This is a genomic window from Streptomyces sp. NPDC043878, from assembly GCF_056435735.1.
On the sequence record NZ_JBWKDW010000001.1, the window covers coordinates 166,928 to 183,656 of the forward strand.

Annotated in this window: 15 protein-coding genes; 12 read left to right on the forward strand and 3 right to left on the reverse strand. The window is 71.2% G+C overall.

Going from position 1 to position 16,729, the window contains the following annotated elements; genetic code table 11:
* Nucleotides 1–231: 231 nt before the first annotated feature.
* The 9 genes from AC07AZ_RS00745 (at nt 232) to pssA (ending at nt 11,226) form a co-directional block, all read left to right on the forward strand.
* Nucleotides 232–2,037 carry a 3-hydroxyacyl-CoA dehydrogenase family protein gene (locus AC07AZ_RS00745; RefSeq protein ID WP_478842310.1) on the forward strand — a complete coding sequence of 602 codons (1,806 nt, stop codon included), beginning with the start codon at nt 232–234 and terminating at the stop codon, nt 2,035–2,037.
* A 163-nt stretch (nt 2,038–2,200) separates the two neighbouring features.
* Nucleotides 2,201–3,028, forward strand: a complete 828-nt coding sequence (locus tag AC07AZ_RS00750; RefSeq protein WP_478842312.1) for a TetR family transcriptional regulator — start codon at nt 2,201–2,203, stop codon at nt 3,026–3,028.
* Nucleotides 3,029–3,444: 416 nt separating this feature from the next.
* Nucleotides 3,445–4,788 carry a crotonyl-CoA carboxylase/reductase gene (gene ccrA / locus AC07AZ_RS00755; RefSeq protein WP_478842314.1) on the forward strand — a complete coding sequence of 448 codons (1,344 nt, stop codon included), beginning with the start codon at nt 3,445–3,447 and terminating at the stop codon, nt 4,786–4,788.
* 20 nt (nt 4,789–4,808) lie between these two features.
* Nucleotides 4,809–6,857, forward strand: a complete 2,049-nt coding sequence (locus tag AC07AZ_RS00760; RefSeq protein WP_478842316.1) for a protein meaA — start codon at nt 4,809–4,811, stop codon at nt 6,855–6,857.
* Nucleotides 6,854–7,819 carry an HpcH/HpaI aldolase/citrate lyase family protein gene (locus tag AC07AZ_RS00765; protein ID WP_478842318.1) on the forward strand — a complete coding sequence of 322 codons (966 nt, stop codon included), beginning with the start codon at nt 6,854–6,856 and terminating at the stop codon, nt 7,817–7,819. The genes AC07AZ_RS00760 and AC07AZ_RS00765 overlap by 4 nt, the downstream gene beginning before the upstream one ends.
* 2 nt (nt 7,820–7,821) lie before the next feature.
* Nucleotides 7,822–8,349 carry a MaoC family dehydratase gene (locus tag AC07AZ_RS00770; protein WP_478843399.1) on the forward strand — a complete coding sequence of 176 codons (528 nt, stop codon included), beginning with the start codon at nt 7,822–7,824 and terminating at the stop codon, nt 8,347–8,349.
* Between the two features lie 2 nt (nt 8,350–8,351).
* The gene (locus AC07AZ_RS00775; RefSeq protein ID WP_478842320.1) at nt 8,352–9,557 is read left to right on the forward strand and encodes an acyl-CoA dehydrogenase family protein; all 1,206 of its coding nucleotides are present in this window, start codon (nt 8,352–8,354) and stop codon (nt 9,555–9,557) included.
* A 171-nt stretch (nt 9,558–9,728) separates the two neighbouring features.
* Entirely contained in the window at nt 9,729–10,385 is a 657-nt protein-coding gene (locus AC07AZ_RS00780) for a phosphatidylserine decarboxylase (RefSeq protein ID WP_478842322.1), read from the forward strand.
* A 22-nt stretch (nt 10,386–10,407) separates the two neighbouring features.
* Entirely contained in the window at nt 10,408–11,226 is an 819-nt protein-coding gene (gene pssA / locus AC07AZ_RS00785; protein ID WP_478843401.1) for a CDP-diacylglycerol--serine O-phosphatidyltransferase, read from the forward strand.
* A gap of 88 nt (nt 11,227–11,314) precedes the next feature.
* Here pssA and AC07AZ_RS00790 read toward each other — a convergent pair whose 3' ends face one another.
* Nucleotides 11,315–12,466, reverse strand: coding sequence for a glycerate kinase (locus AC07AZ_RS00790; RefSeq protein WP_478842324.1), 1,152 nt, complete (start codon nt 12,464–12,466; stop codon nt 11,315–11,317).
* A gap of 234 nt (nt 12,467–12,700) precedes the next feature.
* Here AC07AZ_RS00790 and AC07AZ_RS00795 point away from each other — a divergent pair, with 234 nt between their 5' ends.
* From AC07AZ_RS00795 to AC07AZ_RS00805, 3 genes are all read left to right on the forward strand, one after another.
* Complete coding sequence (locus AC07AZ_RS00795) at nt 12,701–13,195, forward strand: NUDIX domain-containing protein (RefSeq protein ID WP_478842326.1); 495 nt, start codon at nt 12,701–12,703, stop codon at nt 13,193–13,195.
* Between the two features lie 190 nt (nt 13,196–13,385).
* On the forward strand, nt 13,386–13,829 hold the full coding sequence (locus AC07AZ_RS00800; RefSeq protein WP_478842328.1) for a DUF6023 family protein: 444 nt from the start codon (nt 13,386–13,388) through the stop codon (nt 13,827–13,829).
* Between the two features lie 61 nt (nt 13,830–13,890).
* On the forward strand, nt 13,891–14,616 hold the full coding sequence (locus AC07AZ_RS00805) for an SIR2 family NAD-dependent protein deacylase (protein WP_478842330.1): 726 nt from the start codon (nt 13,891–13,893) through the stop codon (nt 14,614–14,616).
* A 2-nt stretch (nt 14,617–14,618) separates the two neighbouring features.
* Here the strand turns inward: AC07AZ_RS00805 and AC07AZ_RS00810 are convergent, their stop codons facing one another.
* Both AC07AZ_RS00810 and AC07AZ_RS00815 read right to left on the reverse strand, forming a co-directional pair.
* A complete protein-coding gene (locus AC07AZ_RS00810; RefSeq protein WP_478842332.1) occupies nt 14,619–15,101 on the reverse strand; it encodes a methylated-DNA--[protein]-cysteine S-methyltransferase in 483 nt (160 codons plus the stop codon).
* A gap of 9 nt (nt 15,102–15,110) precedes the next feature.
* Nucleotides 15,111–16,592: an AlkA N-terminal domain-containing protein gene (locus tag AC07AZ_RS00815; protein WP_478842334.1), complete on the reverse strand. Its 1,482-nt coding sequence runs from the start codon at nt 16,590–16,592 to the stop codon at nt 15,111–15,113.
* Nucleotides 16,593–16,729: the final 137 nt, after the last annotated feature.

The following is a 16,729-nucleotide window of genomic DNA, read 5'->3' on the forward strand; positions in this document are numbered from 1 at the left end:
GCCACCGCGAGTGCTGGTCGGTTCGGTACTTCACGTACCGCGGTACGACCCGGCTCCGGGACAGGGCCGGTCGGCTTCCACCGTTCTCCGGGCGTGTGCACGCCCAGGACCACGGCACCGGGCGTGTGCGCTCGCAGCCCGGAAACACCCGCACTCCTCTCGCACCCCGGTGCGCCCCACGGCGCACCCGGGCGCGCTTCCAGTCGTCACCCTCATTCCTGGAGTCCCGCGATGGCCGCTCCCCTGTCCGACACCCCTCTGTCCCCGCTCACGACCGTGGCCGTCGTCGGCCTCGGCACCATGGGCACCGGTATCGCCGAGGTCCTGGCGAGGGCCGGCCGCACGGTCGTCGGCATCGACCTCAGCGAGGCGGCGACCGCGAAGGCCCTCGCCGCCCTGGAGACCGCGACCGCCCGCGCCGTGGAGCGCGGCCGGCTGACCGAGCGGGAGCGCGCCGACGCCCTCGCCCGGGTCAGCACCTCCACCGACCTGCGTGCCGCGGCCGACGCCGACCTGGTGATCGAGGTGGTCCCGGAGTCGTACGAGATCAAGCACCAGGTCTTCCGTGAACTCGACGGCATCGTGCGGCCCCAGACGATCCTGGCGACCGGCACCAACGCCCTGTCCGTCACGCGTCTGGCCGCCGACTCGGCCCGTCCGGAGCGCGTTCTCGGAATGCACTTCTTCAACCCGGCGCCGGCGATGAAGCTGGTCGAGGTGGTGTCCTCGGTGCTGACCGCGCCCGCGGCCGTCGCCGCCGTCACGGACCTGGCGCTGGAGCTCGGCAAGGAGCCGGTGGCGGTCGGTGACCGTCCGGGCTTCGTCGCGGACGGCCTGCTGTTCGGCTACCTCAACCAGGCCGCCGCGATGTACGAGGCGAAGTACGCCTCCCGCGAGGACATCGACGCCGCGATGCGGCTCGGCTGCGGGCTGCCGATGGGGCCGCTGGCGTTGCTGGACCTGATCGGTGTGGACACCGCGCGCACGGTCCTGGAGGCCATGTACACCGAGTCCCACGACCGTCTGCACGCCCCCGCCCCGATCCTCAAGCAGCTCAGCGAGGCCGGGCTCACCGGCCGCAAGGCGGGGCGCGGGTTCTACACCTACGAGGCCCCCGGCGCCGCCACGGTCGTCCCGGACGGTCCGACGCCGGTCGCCACGGGCGCCGGGGCGGCCGGGCGCCCGGTCCACACCGTCGGTGTCGCGGGCTCGGGCACCATGGCCTCCGGTATCGCCGAGGTCTTCGCCAAGGCCGGCTACCAGGTCGTGCTGGCCGCCCGCAGCGAGGAGAAGGCCCAGGTCGCCAAGGCCCGCGTCGGCAAGTCGCTGGCGCGTTCCGTCGACAAGGGCCGGCTGACCGCCGAGGCCGCCGCCGAGACCCTGGAGCGGATCACTCCGGCCGGTTCCTACGACGCCTTCGCCGACGTCGACCTGGCGGTGGAGGCGGTCGCCGAGGACCTGGAGGTCAAGCAGCAGCTGTTCGCGACGCTGGACAAGGTCTGCAAGCCGGGTGCCGTGCTGGCGACCACGACCTCCTCGCTGCCGGTGGTGGCGTGCGCCCGGGCCACCTCGCGTCCGCAGGACGTGATCGGCATGCACTTCTTCAACCCGGCGCCCGCGATGAAGCTGGTGGAGGTCGTCCGTACCGTCCTGACGGCCGACGACGTGCACGCGACCGTCCGCGAGGTCTGCGCCCGGATCAGGAAACACGCCGTGGACTGCGGGGACCGGGCCGGCTTCATCGTGAACGCCCTGCTGTTCCCGTACCTCAACAACGCGATCAAGATGGTGCAGGAGCACTACGCGTCCCTCGACGACATCGACGCGGCGATGAAGCTGGGCGGCGGCTACCCGATGGGCCCCTTCGAGCTGCTGGACGTGGTCGGTCTCGACGTCTCCCTGGCCATCGAGAAGGTGCTGCACCGCGAGTTCCGCGACCCGGGCCTGGCCCCGGCCCCGCTGCTGGAGCACCTGGTGGCCGCCGGCTGCCTCGGCCGCAAGACGGGCCGCGGCTTCCGCGAATATGCCCGCCGCTGAGCGACCGGGCGACCGGTTCACGGGCGACGGCGAGCGGTTCGGGGCGAACGAGGACTGGGGCGGGCTGCTCGACCCGGGCAGGCCCGCCCCGTTCCCGGTGCCCGGCACTCCCCCGCCCGTGCGGGGCGGGGGAAGTCCTGGCCATGCCCGTCCCCCTGCGCACATGCAGTACGTTCAGGTCATGCCCCAGGCCGCCAAGTCCTCACGTACGCCAGCCGCGCCCGACGCACCGGAAAGTGCCGCGGGCAGTCGCGCCGCCGCCCAGCGGCTCAAGATGCGCCGTGAGCTGGCGGCCGCCGCGATGGAGCTGTTCGCGACCAAGGGGTACGAGGCGACCACCGTCGACGAGATCGCGGCCGCGGCCGGGGTGGCCCGGCGTACGTTCTTCCGCCACTTCCGTTCCAAGGAAGAGGCGATCTTCCCCGATCACGACGACACCCTGATCCGGGCGGAGGCCGTGCTCAACGCGGCCCCCGCGCACGAGCACCCGCTGGACACGGTGTGCCGCGGCATCAAGGAGGTCATGCGCATGTACGCGGCGCGGCCGGAGATCTCGGTCGCCCGCTACAAGCTGACACGTGAGGTGCCCACCCTGCGGGAGGCGGAGATCGCGTCGGTCGCCCGCTACGAGCGTCTGTTCACCCGCTACCTCCTCGGCCACTTCGACGAGCACGCCCACGACGACGACGCCAACGACGACCCGCTGCTCGCGGAGGTCGCCGCGTCCGCCGTGGTCACCGCCCACAACCACGTCCTGCGGCGCTGGCTGCGGGCGGGCGGCCAGGGGGACGTGGAGGCGCAGCTGGACCACGCCTTCGGGATCGTGCGCAAGACGTTCGGCACGGGCATCGGGGCCGGGCGCGGCCCGGGCGCACAGCCGGCGGCCGCGACGGTGTCCGCCCACGGCGAGGTGCTGGTGACCGTGGCGCGCACCGACGCCCCGCTGGACCAGGTCATGCGGACCATCGAGGAGGCGCTCAGGGACCGCTGATCCCGGCGCCACCCTGTGACGACGGCCACCCCTCGGGGTGGCCGTTTTGCCATGTCAGGGCACCTTTTCAGGCACCTTTCACGCCCCGTTCGATCGATCATCGCTCATTTGTTACGTAAAGATTTCACCTGAGAGCAAGTTCTGGCACTCAGTGCCTTGCGAGGTGACACGCGGTGTCATACGTTGAAGGAGTCCGGGCGGCCGGCGTGCAGAGACCATTCGTACGCCGGCTGTCCCCGCAAACCATCGGTTCGCGCGCCCGGACGCCTGCGTCACAGGCACCCTCCCGCGCCACCACGCGCTGCCGAAACACCCTCCGCCGAACCGACGGCACCGTTCCACCCACCCTCAGCAGCAAGCACCGACGTAACCCTCAGCGCCCCTCCCTCAGGGCGCTCACCGCCGGAGGCAACACCGTGACCGTGAAGGACATCCTGGACGCGATCCAGTCGCCGGAATCGACGCCGGCCGACTTCGCCGCACTGCCCCTCCCCGAGTCGTACCGCGCGATCACCGTGCACAAGGACGAGACGGAGATGTTCACGGGTCTGGAGACCCGCGACAAGGACCCGCGCAAGTCGATCCACCTGGACGAGGTGGCCCTGCCCGAACTGGGCCCGGGCGAGGCCCTGGTCGCCGTGATGGCCTCCTCGGTCAACTACAACTCGGTGTGGACCTCGATCTTCGAGCCGGTGTCGACGTTCTCCTTCCTGGAGCGCTACGGCCGGCTCAGCGAGCTCAGCAAGCGGCACGACCTGCCGTACCACATCATCGGTTCCGACCTCGCGGGCGTGGTCCTGCGCACCGGGCCGGGCGTGAACGCCTGGAAGCCCGGGGACGAGGTCGTCGCACACTGCCTGTCCGTCGAGCTGGAGTCCTCGGACGGCCACAACGACACGATGCTCGACCCCGAGCAGCGCATCTGGGGCTTCGAGACCAACTTCGGCGGGCTCGCGGAGATCGCGCTCGTCAAGTCCAACCAGCTGATGCCCAAGCCGGACCACCTCAGCTGGGAGGAGGCCGCCGCCCCGGGCCTGGTCAACTCCACCGCCTACCGGCAGCTGGTGTCCCGCAACGGCGCCGGCATGAAGCAGGGCGACAACGTCCTGATCTGGGGTGCCAGCGGCGGACTCGGCTCCTACGCCACGCAGTTCGCGCTGGCCGGCGGCGCCAACCCGATCTGTGTCGTCTCCAGTCCGCAGAAGGCGGACATCTGCCGCGCCATGGGCGCCGAGGCGATCATCGACCGGAACGCCGAGGGCTACGCGTTCTGGAAGGACGAGAACACCCAGGACCCCAAGGAGTGGAAGCGCTTCGGCAAGCGTATCCGCGAGCTCACCGGCGGCGAGGACATCGACATCGTCTTCGAGCACCCGGGCCGCGAGACCTTCGGCGCGTCCGTCTACGTCACCCGCAAGGGCGGCACCATCACCACCTGCGCCTCGACCTCGGGCTACATGCACGAGTACGACAACCGCTACCTGTGGATGTCCCTGAAGCGGATCATCGGCTCGCACTTCGCCAACTACCGCGAGGCCTGGGAGGCCAACCGGCTGGTCGCCAAGGGCAAGATCCACCCGACGCTCTCCAAGGTGTACTCCCTGGAGGACACCGGCCAGGCGGCCTACGACGTGCACCGCAACCTCCACCAGGGCAAGGTCGGCGTGCTGTGCCTGGCCCCCGAGGAGGGCCTGGGCGTGCGCGACGCGGAGAAGCGCGCCCAGCACGTCGACGCCATCAACCGCTTCCGGAACGTCTGAGGAAAGCGGAGGTTCACGAGATGACTGAGCGCCAGACGCAGCAGGTGCGCAACGAGCGGGACCGGCCGTGGCTCATGCGCACGTACGCCGGTCACTCCACGGCCGAGGCGTCCAACGAGTTGTACCGGCGCAACCTCGCCAAGGGCCAGACCGGCCTGTCGGTCGCGTTCGACCTGCCGACGCAGACCGGCTACGACTCCGACCACGTCCTCGCCCGCGGCGAGGTCGGCCGGGTCGGCGTGCCGGTGGCCCATCTCGGTGACATGCGCCGGCTGTTCCAGGACATCCCCCTGGAGCAGATGAACACCTCGATGACCATCAACGCCACCGCCATGTGGCTCCTGGCGCTCTACCAGGTCGTCGCGGAGGAGCAGGGCGCGGACATCACCCTGCTCCAGGGCACGACCCAGAACGACATCGTCAAGGAGTACCTGTCGCGGGGCACGCACGTGTTCCCGCCGGTGCCCTCGCTCCGGTTGACGACCGACATGATCGCGTACACGGTCTCCCACATGCCGAAGTGGAACCCGATCAACATCTGCAGCTACCACCTGCAGGAGGCGGGCGCCACGCCGGTCCAGGAGATCGCGTACGCGATGTCGACGGCGATCGCCGTGCTGGACGCGGTGCGCGACGGCGGCCAGGTGCCGCGGGAGCGCATGGGTGACGTCGTCGCCCGGATCTCCTTCTTCGTGAACGCGGGCGTCCGCTTCGTCGAGGAGATGTGCAAGATGCGGGCCTTCGGCCGCATCTGGGACCAGGTCACCCGCGAGCGTTACGGCATCGAGAGCCCCAAGCAGCGCCGTTTCCGCTACGGCGTGCAGGTCAACTCCCTCGGTCTGACCGAGGCGCAGCCGGAGAACAACGTCCAGCGGATCGTGTTGGAGATGCTGGCCGTGACCCTCTCCAAGGACGCCCGCGCACGCGCCGTGCAGCTGCCCGCCTGGAACGAGGCCCTGGGCCTGCCCCGCCCCTGGGACCAGCAGTGGTCCCTGCGCATGCAGCAGGTCCTCGCCTACGAGAGCGACCTGCTGGAGTACGAGGACATCTTCGAGGGCTCGAAGGTGATCGAGAGCAAGGTCGAGGCGCTGGTCGAGGACTCCCTCGCGGAGATGGCCCGGATCGAGGAGATGGGCGGCGCGATGGCGGCCGTCGAGTCCGGCTACCTCAAGTCACAGCTTGTCTCCTCGCACGCGGAGCGCCGGGCGCGGATCGAGTCCGGCGCGGAGAAGATCGTCGGCGTCAACATCTTCGAGACGACCGAGCCCAACCCGCTCACCGCCGACCTGGACACGGCGATCCAGACGGTAGACCCGGCCGTCGAGGCCCGGGTGGTCGCCTCGCTGCAGAACTGGCGCGACACCCGCTACCAGCCGCCCTTCAACCATCCGCGCCCGTGCAAGGCGCTGGAGAAGCTGAAGGAGGCCGCCAAGGGCACCGCCAACCTCATGGAGGCCACCCTGGAGTGCGCCCGCGCCGGCGTCACGACGGGCGAGTGGGCCGGCGCGCTGCGCGAGGTGTTCGGCGAGTTCCGCGCGCCGACCGGGGTCTCCTCCGCTCCGGTGGCGATCCCCGCCGAGGCGGGCTCCGCCCTGTCGGAGGTCCGCCGCAAGGTGGACCTGACGGCGGCCGACCTCGGCGTCGGCAAGCTCCGCTTCCTGGTCGGCAAGCCGGGCCTGGACGGGCACTCCAACGGTGCCGAGCAGATCGCCGTGCGGGCCCGTGACGCCGGGTTCGAGGTGGTCTACCAGGGGATCAGGCTGACGCCGGAACAGATCGTGGACGCGGCCGTCGCCGAGGACGTGCACGCGGTCGGCCTGTCCATCCTGTCCGGATCGCACGCGCAACTGGTGCCGGACGTCCTGGAGCGGCTCCGTGTGGCCGGTGCCACAGACATTCCGGTGATCGCTGGTGGCATCATCCCGAATGGTGACGCCGAACAGCTGCGAGCTGCCGGAGTGGCCGCGGTCTTCACCCCGAAGGACTTCGACATCACCGGAATCATCGGCTGCATCGTCGACGAGATCCGGAAAGCGAACAAGCTCGACCCCCTGGAGGTCCCCGCATGACCACGCCCGTCAACCGTCTGCGCCCGCGGCGCTCCTGTCTCGCGGTCCCCGGGAGCAACCCCCGCTTCCTGGAGAAGGCCCAGGGCCTCCCCGCCGACCAGGTCTTCCTCGACCTGGAGGACGCGTGCGCGCCGCTGGCCAAGCCCGACGCGCGGCACACCATCGTCAAGTTCCTCAACGAGGGCGACTGGACGGGCAAGACGCGGGTCGTGCGCGTCAACGACTGGACGACCGAGTGGACCTACCGCGACGTCGTCACGGTCGTCGAGGGCGCGGGCCCCAACCTCGACTGCATCATGCTGCCGAAGGTGCAGGACGCCCAGCAGGTCGTGGCGCTCGACCTGCTGCTGACGCAGATCGAGAAGACCATGGGCTTCGAGGTCGGCAAGATCGGCATCGAGGCGCAGATCGAGAACGCGCAGGGCCTCAACAACGTCAACGCGATCGCGCAGGCCTCCCCGCGCGTCGAGACGATCATCTTCGGCCCGGCCGACTTCATGGCGTCGATCAACATGAAGTCGCTGGTCGTGGGCGAGCAGCCGCCCGGCTACCCGGCGGACGCCTACCACTACATCCTGATGAAGATCCTGATGGCCGCCCGCGCCAACAACCTCCAGGCGATCGACGGCCCCTACCTGCAGATCCGCAACGTCGAGGGGTACCGCGAGGTCGCCGGCCGCGCCGCGGCCCTCGGCTTCGACGGCAAGTGGGTGCTGCACCCGGGCCAGGTCGAGGCCTCCAACGAGATCTTCTCGCCGTCGCAGGAGGACTACGACCACGCCGAGCTGATCCTCGACGCGTACGACTACTACACGTCCGAGGCGGGCGGCAAGAAGGGCTCGGCGATGCTCGGCGACGAGATGATCGACGAGGCCAGCCGCAAGATGGCGCTGGTCATCTCCGGCAAGGGGCGCGCCGCCGGCATGCGGCGCACCAGCACGTTCGAGATTCCGGAGGCGTGAGCATGCAGTTCGGGCGCACCTACGAGGAGTTCGAGGTCGGGGCGACGTACAAGCACTGGCCCGGCAAGACGGTCACGGAGTACGACGACCACCTGTTCTGCCTCCTCACCATGAACCACCACCCGCTCCACATGGACAGCAACTACGCCGAGAAGACGACCGACTTCGGCAAGAACGTCGTGGTCGGCAACTACATCTACTCGCTGCTGCTCGGCATGTCGGTACCGGACGTCTCCGGCAAGGCGATCGCCAACCTGGAGGTCGAGTCGCTCAAGCACGTGGCGCCGACCTTCCACGGCGACACGATCTACGGCCAGACGACCGTGCTCGACAAGTGGCCCTCGAAGTCGAAGAACGACCGCGGCATCGTCCACGTCGAGACCAAGGGCTACAAGCAGGACGGCACGCTGGTGTGCGTGTTCCGCCGCAAGGTGATGGTGCCGACCGAGACGTACATCAAGGAGCGCGGCGGCGAGCAGCCCGGCCGCCCTGAGCTGTCCGCCCCCGCGGAAAAGAACACGGAGAAGTAGCCATGGCGCGACTCGCCCAGACCGCCGGTCTGACCGACGTCCAGCAGGAGATCCTGTCCACCGTCCGCGACTTCGTGGACAAGGAGATCATTCCGGTCGCGACCGAGCTGGAGCACCGCGACGAGTACCCGCAGGCGATCGTCGACGGCCTCCGGGAGCTGGGCCTGTTCGGCCTGATGATCCCCGAGGAGTACGGGGGTCTGGGTGAGTCGCTCCTCACGTACGCGCTGTGCGTGGAGGAGATCGCCCGCGGCTGGATGTCGGTGTCCGGCATCATCAACACCCACTTCATCGTGGCGTACATGCTCAAGCAGCACGGCACGCAGGAGCAGAAGGACACCTTCCTGCCGAGGATGGCGGCGGGAGACATCCGCGGCGCCTTCTCCATGTCGGAGCCGGCGCTCGGTTCGGATGTGTCCGCGATCACGTCGAAGGCGGTCAGGGACGGCGACGAGTACGTCCTGAACGGGCAGAAGATGTGGCTGACGAACGGTGGCACGTCCAGCCTGGTCGCCGTTCTCGTCCGAAGTGACGAAGGACACCCCGAGGGCAGCGCGCCCCACAAGTCGATGACGACCTTCCTGGTCGAGAAGGAGCCCGGCTTCGGAGAGGTCCGCCCCGGCCTCACCATCCCCGGGAAGATCGACAAGATGGGCTACAAGGGCGTCGACACCACCGAGCTGATCATGGATGGCCTGCGCGTTCCGGCCGATCGGGTGCTCGGCGGGACCACCGGCCGCGGTTTTTACCAAATGATGGACGGCGTCGAGGTGGGTCGGGTCAACGTGGCGGCCCGTGGCTGCGGCGTCGCTCAGCGCGCCTTCGAGCTCGGCGTCTCCTACGCCCAGCAGCGCCACACCTTCGGCAAGGCGATCGCCCAGCACCAGGCCATCCAGTTCAAGCTGGCCGAGATGGCTACCAAGGTCGAGGCCGCCCATGCCATGATGGTGAACGCTGCACGCAAAAAGGACTCCGGCCAGCGAAACGACCTTGAGGCAGGGATGGCGAAGTACCTCGCCTCCGAGTACTGCAAGGAGGTCGTCGAGGACGCCTTCCGGATCCACGGCGGCTACGGCTTCTCCAAGGAGTACGAGATCGAGCGTCTCTACCGTGAGGCGCCGATGCTGCTGATCGGCGAAGGTACTGCCGAGATCCAGAAAATGATCATCGGCCGCAGGCTGCTCGAAGAGTATCGGCTCCAGGGCTGAACATCCCGGTTCGGGGTGTTTTCTTGGAGAAGAAGATCACACCCCGTCAACACTGTTCCGCCGCCGACTCGGCTGCCTGGCTTGCCCAGTTGCGGGCCGCGACCGGTACGATCCCGGGAAAGCCGCCGTCCCCCTCCTGAAGCGCGGCATCATCCGCTACGAAGGTCATCCATGCCCCACAGCCAAACCTCTGCACCTCGCGACAGCCTGGCAGGCGTACGCCTGGCGCGCGGAGCATCGCCGTGGCTTCTCCCGACCGTCGCCACCGCAGCCCTCAGCCTGGTCCGGGCGCGCCGCTCCGGCGCCGCCAAGGCCATCGCCGTGCCCGCCACCGCGCTCGCGGCGGGCATGCTGTGGTTCTTCCGCGACCCCGAGCGCGAGATCACCCAGGGCCGGGTCATCTCGCCCGCCGACGGTGTGGTGCAGAGCATCATGCCGTGGAAGGACGGACGCACCCGCGTCGCGATCTTCATGAGCCCGCTCAACGTCCACGTCAACCGGGCGCCGCTGTCCGGCACGGTGACGTCGGTCGAGCACATCCCGGGCGGGTACGTCCCGGCGTTCAACAAGGAGAGCGAGAACAACGAGCGCGTAGTCTGGCATTTCGACACCGAACTCGGCGACATCGAGATGATCCAGATCGCCGGTGCGGTCGCTCGCCGCATCGTCCCGTACGTGCCCCAGGGCACCAAGGTCGAGCAGGGCGACCGGATCGGACTGATCCGCTTCGGCTCGCGCGTCGACGTGTACCTGCCCGAAGGCGTGGAGGTCGCGGTCGAGGTCGGTCAGAAGACCGTGGCTGGGGTGACTCGCATTGACCGTGATTGATCCGGAAACCCAGGCGGGCTGGGTGCCCGAGGCCGACGAGGTGGACGACGAGGAGGAGATGCCCCTCTCTCTCCGCCTCTCGATAGCGGACACCCTCACCCTCGGGAACGCCACCTGCGGGTTCATGGCGGTGTACTTCACCACCACCGGCATCCTGATCCCGCACCTCACGGGCAGCCAGGAGTCCGGCATGGCCCGCCACAGCGCGGCCACCGCCGTGATCCTCATGCTGTGCGCGGCCGTCTTCGACCTCTTCGACGGACTCGTGGCGCGCAAGCTGCGTTCGTCCCCGATGGGCGCGGAACTGGACAACCTCTCGGACCTGATCAGCTTCGGTCTGGCCCCGGCGTACTTCGTCCTCGTCTACGGCATGGTCGCCGACGACGCGCACCAGCGGGTGGCGGCGGTGGGGGCAATCGTGGTGCTCCTCGCCGTCGTACTGCGGCTGGCACGCTTCTCGTGCGTCACCGTCAAGGACGGCACCTTCCAGGGCATGCCATCGCCGTTCGGCGCGCTGACCGTGGTGTCGATCGTGCTCCTGGAGCTGCCCTTCGTGGCGACGCTCATGGCGATCCTGGGTACGGCCTGGCTGATGGTGAGCCGGGTCGAGTACCCGAAGCCGCGCGGCCGGCTCGCCGGCGCCATGCTGGCGTGGATCGTGCTCTCGATGGGCCTGCTCGCCGCCTGGGCGTTCGACGCCCCCAGCGGTCAGCTGCTGCTCCAGACGGGCTGTGCGCTGCAGCTGGTCATGGGTGCGGTCATCCCGCTGTTCGCCACGGCCCGCCGGGTGAACAACTTCCGCGACAACCGGCGTGAGGCGCGGACGGCGCAACTGCCGTAGCGCGTTCGCCGTACCGGCACGGACGAAGGGCCCCGAGCGGGAAGCTCGGGGCCCTTCGTCCGTGCCGCCCGCGGTGCGGTGCGGGGGCTCAGTTCAGGAAGTCGCGCCCGATCGCCTCGGCGACGCGCTCCAGGATCGGCCCGGCGTCCGCGACGCACTTCGCGAGGTCGGGTTCGGCGTCCGTCAGCGGGTACGCCCGCCGGATGCCGGCCCGGCCCAGCTCCGCCGGCCGCAGGGCGAGACGCCCGCACACCGCGACGACCTCCTTGCCGGCCGCCCGGGCCGCGGCGGCGACACCCGCGGGTGCCTTGCCGTGCAGCGTCTGCTCGTCCAGGGAGCCCTCGCCGGTGATCACCAGCGTGGCCCGCTCCAGCGCGGGCGCGAAGCCGAGGACGTCGAGCATCACCTCGATGCCGGGGCGGAAACGGGCGCCGAGCAGCAGGGCGCCGAAGCCGATGCCGCCCGCCGCGCCCGCGCCCGGTGCGACGGCGTGCTCGGCGGCCGCCGGCCCGAGCGCCTCCTCCAGCACCTTCGCGTAGTGCGCGAGGGCCGCGTCCAGCTCCGCCACGTCGTCCGGCGAGGCGCCCTTCTGCGGGCCGTACACCGCGGGGGCGCCCTTGGGCCCGGTCAGCGGGTTGTCGACGTCGCTCGCGAGGACGAGCTCGACGGACCCGAGCCGCGGGTCGAGACCGGACAGGTCGGCGGAGGCCAGGGCGGCGAGGCCCTCGCCGCCCGGTGTCACCGGCTCGCCCTCCGCGTCCCGGAACCGGGCGCCCAGCGCGGACAGCATCCCGGCGCCGCCGTCCGTGGTCGCGCTTCCGCCGACACCGAACACGATGGTCCGCGCGCCCGCGTCGAGCGCGGCCAGCAGCAGCTCGCCGGAGCCGTAGGTGGACGCGGTAAGCGGGGCGAAGACGCCCGCGGGCAGCCGCTGGAGTCCGCTGGCCTCCGCCATCTCGACGACGGCCGTACCCTCGCGCAGTGCGAACGCCGCCGTCACCTCGTGACCGAGGGGGCCCGCGACCCGTACCTCGCGCCGCTCGAAACCGGCCGCGACCGCCGCGTCCACCGTCCCGTCGCCGCCGTCGGCCACGGGCAGCGCCTCGACCGCCACGCCCGGTGCGGCCCGGCGGAGCCCGGCCGTCACCCGCTCGGCGACCTGTACGGCCGTCAGCGAGCCCTTGAACTTGTCCGCGGCGATGAGCACCCTGTGGGCACCGATCACTCCAGCGTCCGCCACCTTGCATCCCCTTGCTCTCCGGGTCCTCACGCACGTCAGGACCAGTCGCGCCGCTGCGACCTTAACCGCCGGACACCCCCGCCGTCATGCGCCGACCGCCCCGTGGAACGCTCCGTGGTGCCATCCGTGCGCCGCCGGCTCCCCGGCCCACCGCCGGCGGGCACCGGGCCGGGCCGTCCGGAGATCGGGCGATGGGCTCCGAATGCGGGGGTGGGAGCTGGTTACCCTTCCTCAATGACCACCACCGAAGACTTCGCCACGTACATCGCGGGTCTCCCCCGTGTCCTGGCCGGGGCGGCCGTGCTCTTCCGGGACGCCGGCGGCCGGGTGCTGCTTGTCGAGCCCAACTACCGGGAGGGCTGGGCGCTGCCGGGCGGCACCATCGAGTCCGACGAGGGCGAGACCCCGCGGCAGGGCGCGCGCCGCGAGACCGTCGAGGAGATCGGCCTGGACCGGGAGCCCGGCCGGCTGCTCGCGGTGGACTGGGTGCACGGGGCGGCCCGGCCGCCTCTCGTGGCGTACCTGTACGACGGCGGTCTCCTCGGCGACGCCGACTTCCAGTCGATCCGGCTCCAGGAGGAGGAGCTGCTGTCCTGGCGGCTCGTTCCGCGCGAGGAGATCGGCGAGTACCTGCCCGGCGCCCTGGGCCACCGGGTGCTGGCCGCCCTCGACGTCCTGGCCGAGGGCACGGGGACGGCCGAGCTGGAGAACGGCCACCGGGTGGCCTGACGGCGACGTCCGCCGGGCCGACCACGTGGACTACGGTTCGTGAAGGTTACGGGTGGCGTGGGCACGGGGCCCGCGCAGGGGGGCGGGACGGATGCGACACAGTGCCGGACACCGACGGCGGGGGGACGGCTCGGCTGTTCCGGGAGACACCCGTCCGCGCCGGGTCCGCCGGCTCGTCGGCTGCGCCGCGGTGTCGGTCCTGGTTCTGACGGGATGCACGGCCGGGCAGGCCCACGACCCCGCTCCCGCCCGCGCCGCCTCCCCCGCGGCCACCGCACACGGCACGGCGTCCCGGACCGAGGCGAGGCTCACCGCGCAGGTCACCGCCGCCCTCGACGCCGCCACCGCCGGCAGCGGCCCGATGGTCGAGTCCGGGGTGGAACGCGTCCTTGACGGCATCCACACCCGGCCCGGCCTCGCGCGGAACGTCGCCTACGAGGTGAGCGTGGTGTGCGCCGGGACGGGGACGGTCCGGATGGTCGTGACGCCGGCCGCGACGGGCTCCGCGCGCGCCGTCCCCTGCGACCGGTCGGTGGTCTCCGCACGGCTACCCGTGAACGGCGCGCCGCACCTCGACGTGAGAGCGGAGTCGGGCGCCACGGGGATGGTCGCCTGGCGGATCGACAGGGTCTGACGGCACGGGCCGGGGCGGATATCCACTGGCTCGCGGCAGCCGGCCGTCCTACCCTCGGCCCATGAACAGGCCCCTCGTCGCCCTGCTGAGCGGCGCCGGAATCTCGACCGACTCCGGAATTCCCGACTACCGCGGACCCGACGGGCTGTGGCGGCGGGACCCGGAGGCCGAGAAGCTCGTGACGTACGAGTACTACATGGGCGATCCGGAGATCCGGCGCCGGTCGTGGCAGCTGCGTCGGGCGACCGCGGCCCTGAAGGCCGAGCCGAACGCCGCGCACCGGGCCGTGGCCGACCTGGAGAGGTCCGGCGTGCCGGTCAGGGTGCTCACGCAGAACGTGGACGGCCTGCACCAGCTGGCCGGGATGCCGGCCCGCAAGGTGCTCGAACTGCACGGCAGCGCACGGAGGTTCGTGTGCACGCAGTGCCACGCGACGGGCCCCATGGCGGACGCGCTGGCCCGCGTCGAGGCCGGCGAGGACGATCCGCCGTGCCTGGAGTGCGGCGGCATCCTGAAGTCGGCGACGGTCTTCTTCGGTGAGCCCCTCGACCCGGTGGTCCTCGGTGACGCCCTCGCCATCAGCAAGGCGTGCCAGGTGTTCATCGCCGTGGGCAGCACCCTCCAGGTGCATCCCGCCGCCGGGCTGGCCGGTGTGGCAGCCGATCACGGAGCACGGCTGATCGTCGTCAACGCGGAGCCGACGCCGTACGACGACCGGGCGGACGACGTCGTACGGGAGCCGATCGGGACCGCGCTGCCGAAGCTGCTGAGCGGGCTCGCCGCCTAGGGTCAGAACAGCGCGCTGCCCCGCTCCAGGTCCAGGAGGCGCTGTTTGCGTTCCAGGCCGCCGCCGTAGCCGGTGAGGCCGCCGTCGGCGCCGACGACGCGGTGGCAGGGCACGATGATGCCGACCGGGTTCCTGCCGTTGGCGAGGCCCACGGCGCGGGAGGCGCCGGGACTGCCGAGGGCGCCGGCCAGTTGGCCGTAGGAGCGGGTCTCGCCGTACGGGATGCGGCGCAGCTGCTGCCAGACGCTGCGCTGGAACGGGGTTCCGTGCAGGCGCAGTTCGACGGTGAACTGCGTCAACTCGCCCGCGAAGTACGCATTCAGCTGGTCGGTGGCCTCACCGAAAAGCAGGTCGTCGCGGTCGCCGAAGGTCTCCTGCGCCGGGCGGTGACGCTGGTCGGTCAGGTAGAGGCCGCACAGGGCGCCGTCGTCGGCGACGAGCGTCAGCGGGCCGTAGGGGCTGTCGATCACGGTGTGCCGTCTCACGGAACGTCCTCACAGGGGCAGGGAGTTGATGGGGTGGCTGTCGGTCGCCCACAGGTACTGGACCGCGTACGCGCGCCAGGGCCGCCAGGCCGCCGCACGGGCCGTGAGCGCCGCCGGGGTCGACGGCAGGCCCAGTTCGCGGGCGGCGCGCCGGACTCCGAGGTCGGTGGGGAGGAAGGCGTCGGGGTCGCCGAGTGCCCGCATCGCGATGACGTCGACGGTCCACGGTCCGAAGCCGGGAAGGGCGAGCAGTCGGTCACGGGTCTGCGCCCAGTCGCTCTCCAGGCCCAGGTTGACCGTCCCGTCGGCGAGCCGGGCCACCAGCGTGGTGAGGGTGGTGCGGCGGGTGGCGGGCATCGCCAGGGTCGCGGGGTCCACCGCGGCGAGCGCCTCGGGTGAGGGGAAGAGGTGGGTGAGGCCGCCCTCGGGGTCCTCCACCGGCTCGCCGTGGGCGGTGACCAGGCGGGCCGCGTGGGTGCGGGCGGCGGCCGTGGAGACCTGCTGGCCCAGGACGGCGCGTACGGCGAACTCCGCCTCGTCGACCGTGCGGGGAACACGCCGACCGGGCGCCTTGTCGACCAGGGGCGCGAGGACGGGATCCCCGCGCAGCTGGTCGTCGACCGCGACCGGATCGGCGTCCAGGTCGAGCATGCGGCGGCAGCGGCTGATGGCGACGGTCAGGTCGCGCAGGTCGCTGAGGGTGAGGCGGCAGGCGATGTGGTCGGGGCGCGGGGCGAGCGCCACGATGCCGTGGCCGTAGGGCAGGCGGAGGGTGCGCCGGTAGGAGCCGTCGCGCCACTCCTCCACGCCCGGGACGGCGGTCGCCGCGAGGTGGCCGAAGAGGTTGTCGGGGTTGAGGGGGGCGCGGAAGGGGAGGCGGAGGGACAGGACGCCGGGGGTGTGTCCGGGGGCCGTTCTCGGTGCCCGGGAGCGCAGGTCGCTCGGTGCCAGGGCGAAGACCTCCCGCACGGTGTCGTTGAAGGTGCGGACGGCGGAGAAGCCCGCGGCGAAGGCGATGTCCGCCATCGGGAGCGGGGTCGTCTCGATGAGGACTCTGGCCGTCCGGGCGCGCTGGGCGCGGGCGAGGGCGAGCGGTCCCGCGCCGAGTTCGGCCAGCAGCTGGCGTTCCAGCTGCCGGGTGCTGTAGCCGAGGCGGGCGGCGAGGCCGGGCACACCCTCGCGGTCGACCACGCCGTCGGCGATCAGTCGCATGGCTCGGGCCACGAGGTCGGCCCGCTGGTTCCACTCCGGGGAGCCGGGGCTGCTGTCGGGCCGGCAGCGCTTGCAGGCACGGAATCCGGCCTGCTGGCAGGCGGCCGCGCTCGGGTGGAAGGTCATGTTCCCGGGCTTGGGCGGTACGACCGGGCAGCTCGGCCGGCAGTAGATGCGGGTGGTCAGGACGGCGGTGAAGAACCAGCCGTCGAAGCGCGCGTCCTTGGACTGGACAGCGCGCAGACAGCGCTCCCGGTCGGTGTGCATCCCGTTCTGCATGCGTCCAGGATCTGCCACCGGGCGGGGCGGGGCTGGCGGGAATCCGACATCAGTGTCGGGCGTCCCGCCCCGGGCCGGGGCTCCCACATCATCAGCGCCGGGCGCCGCGCCGCCCCGGGCCGGGGCGGACGCCGACG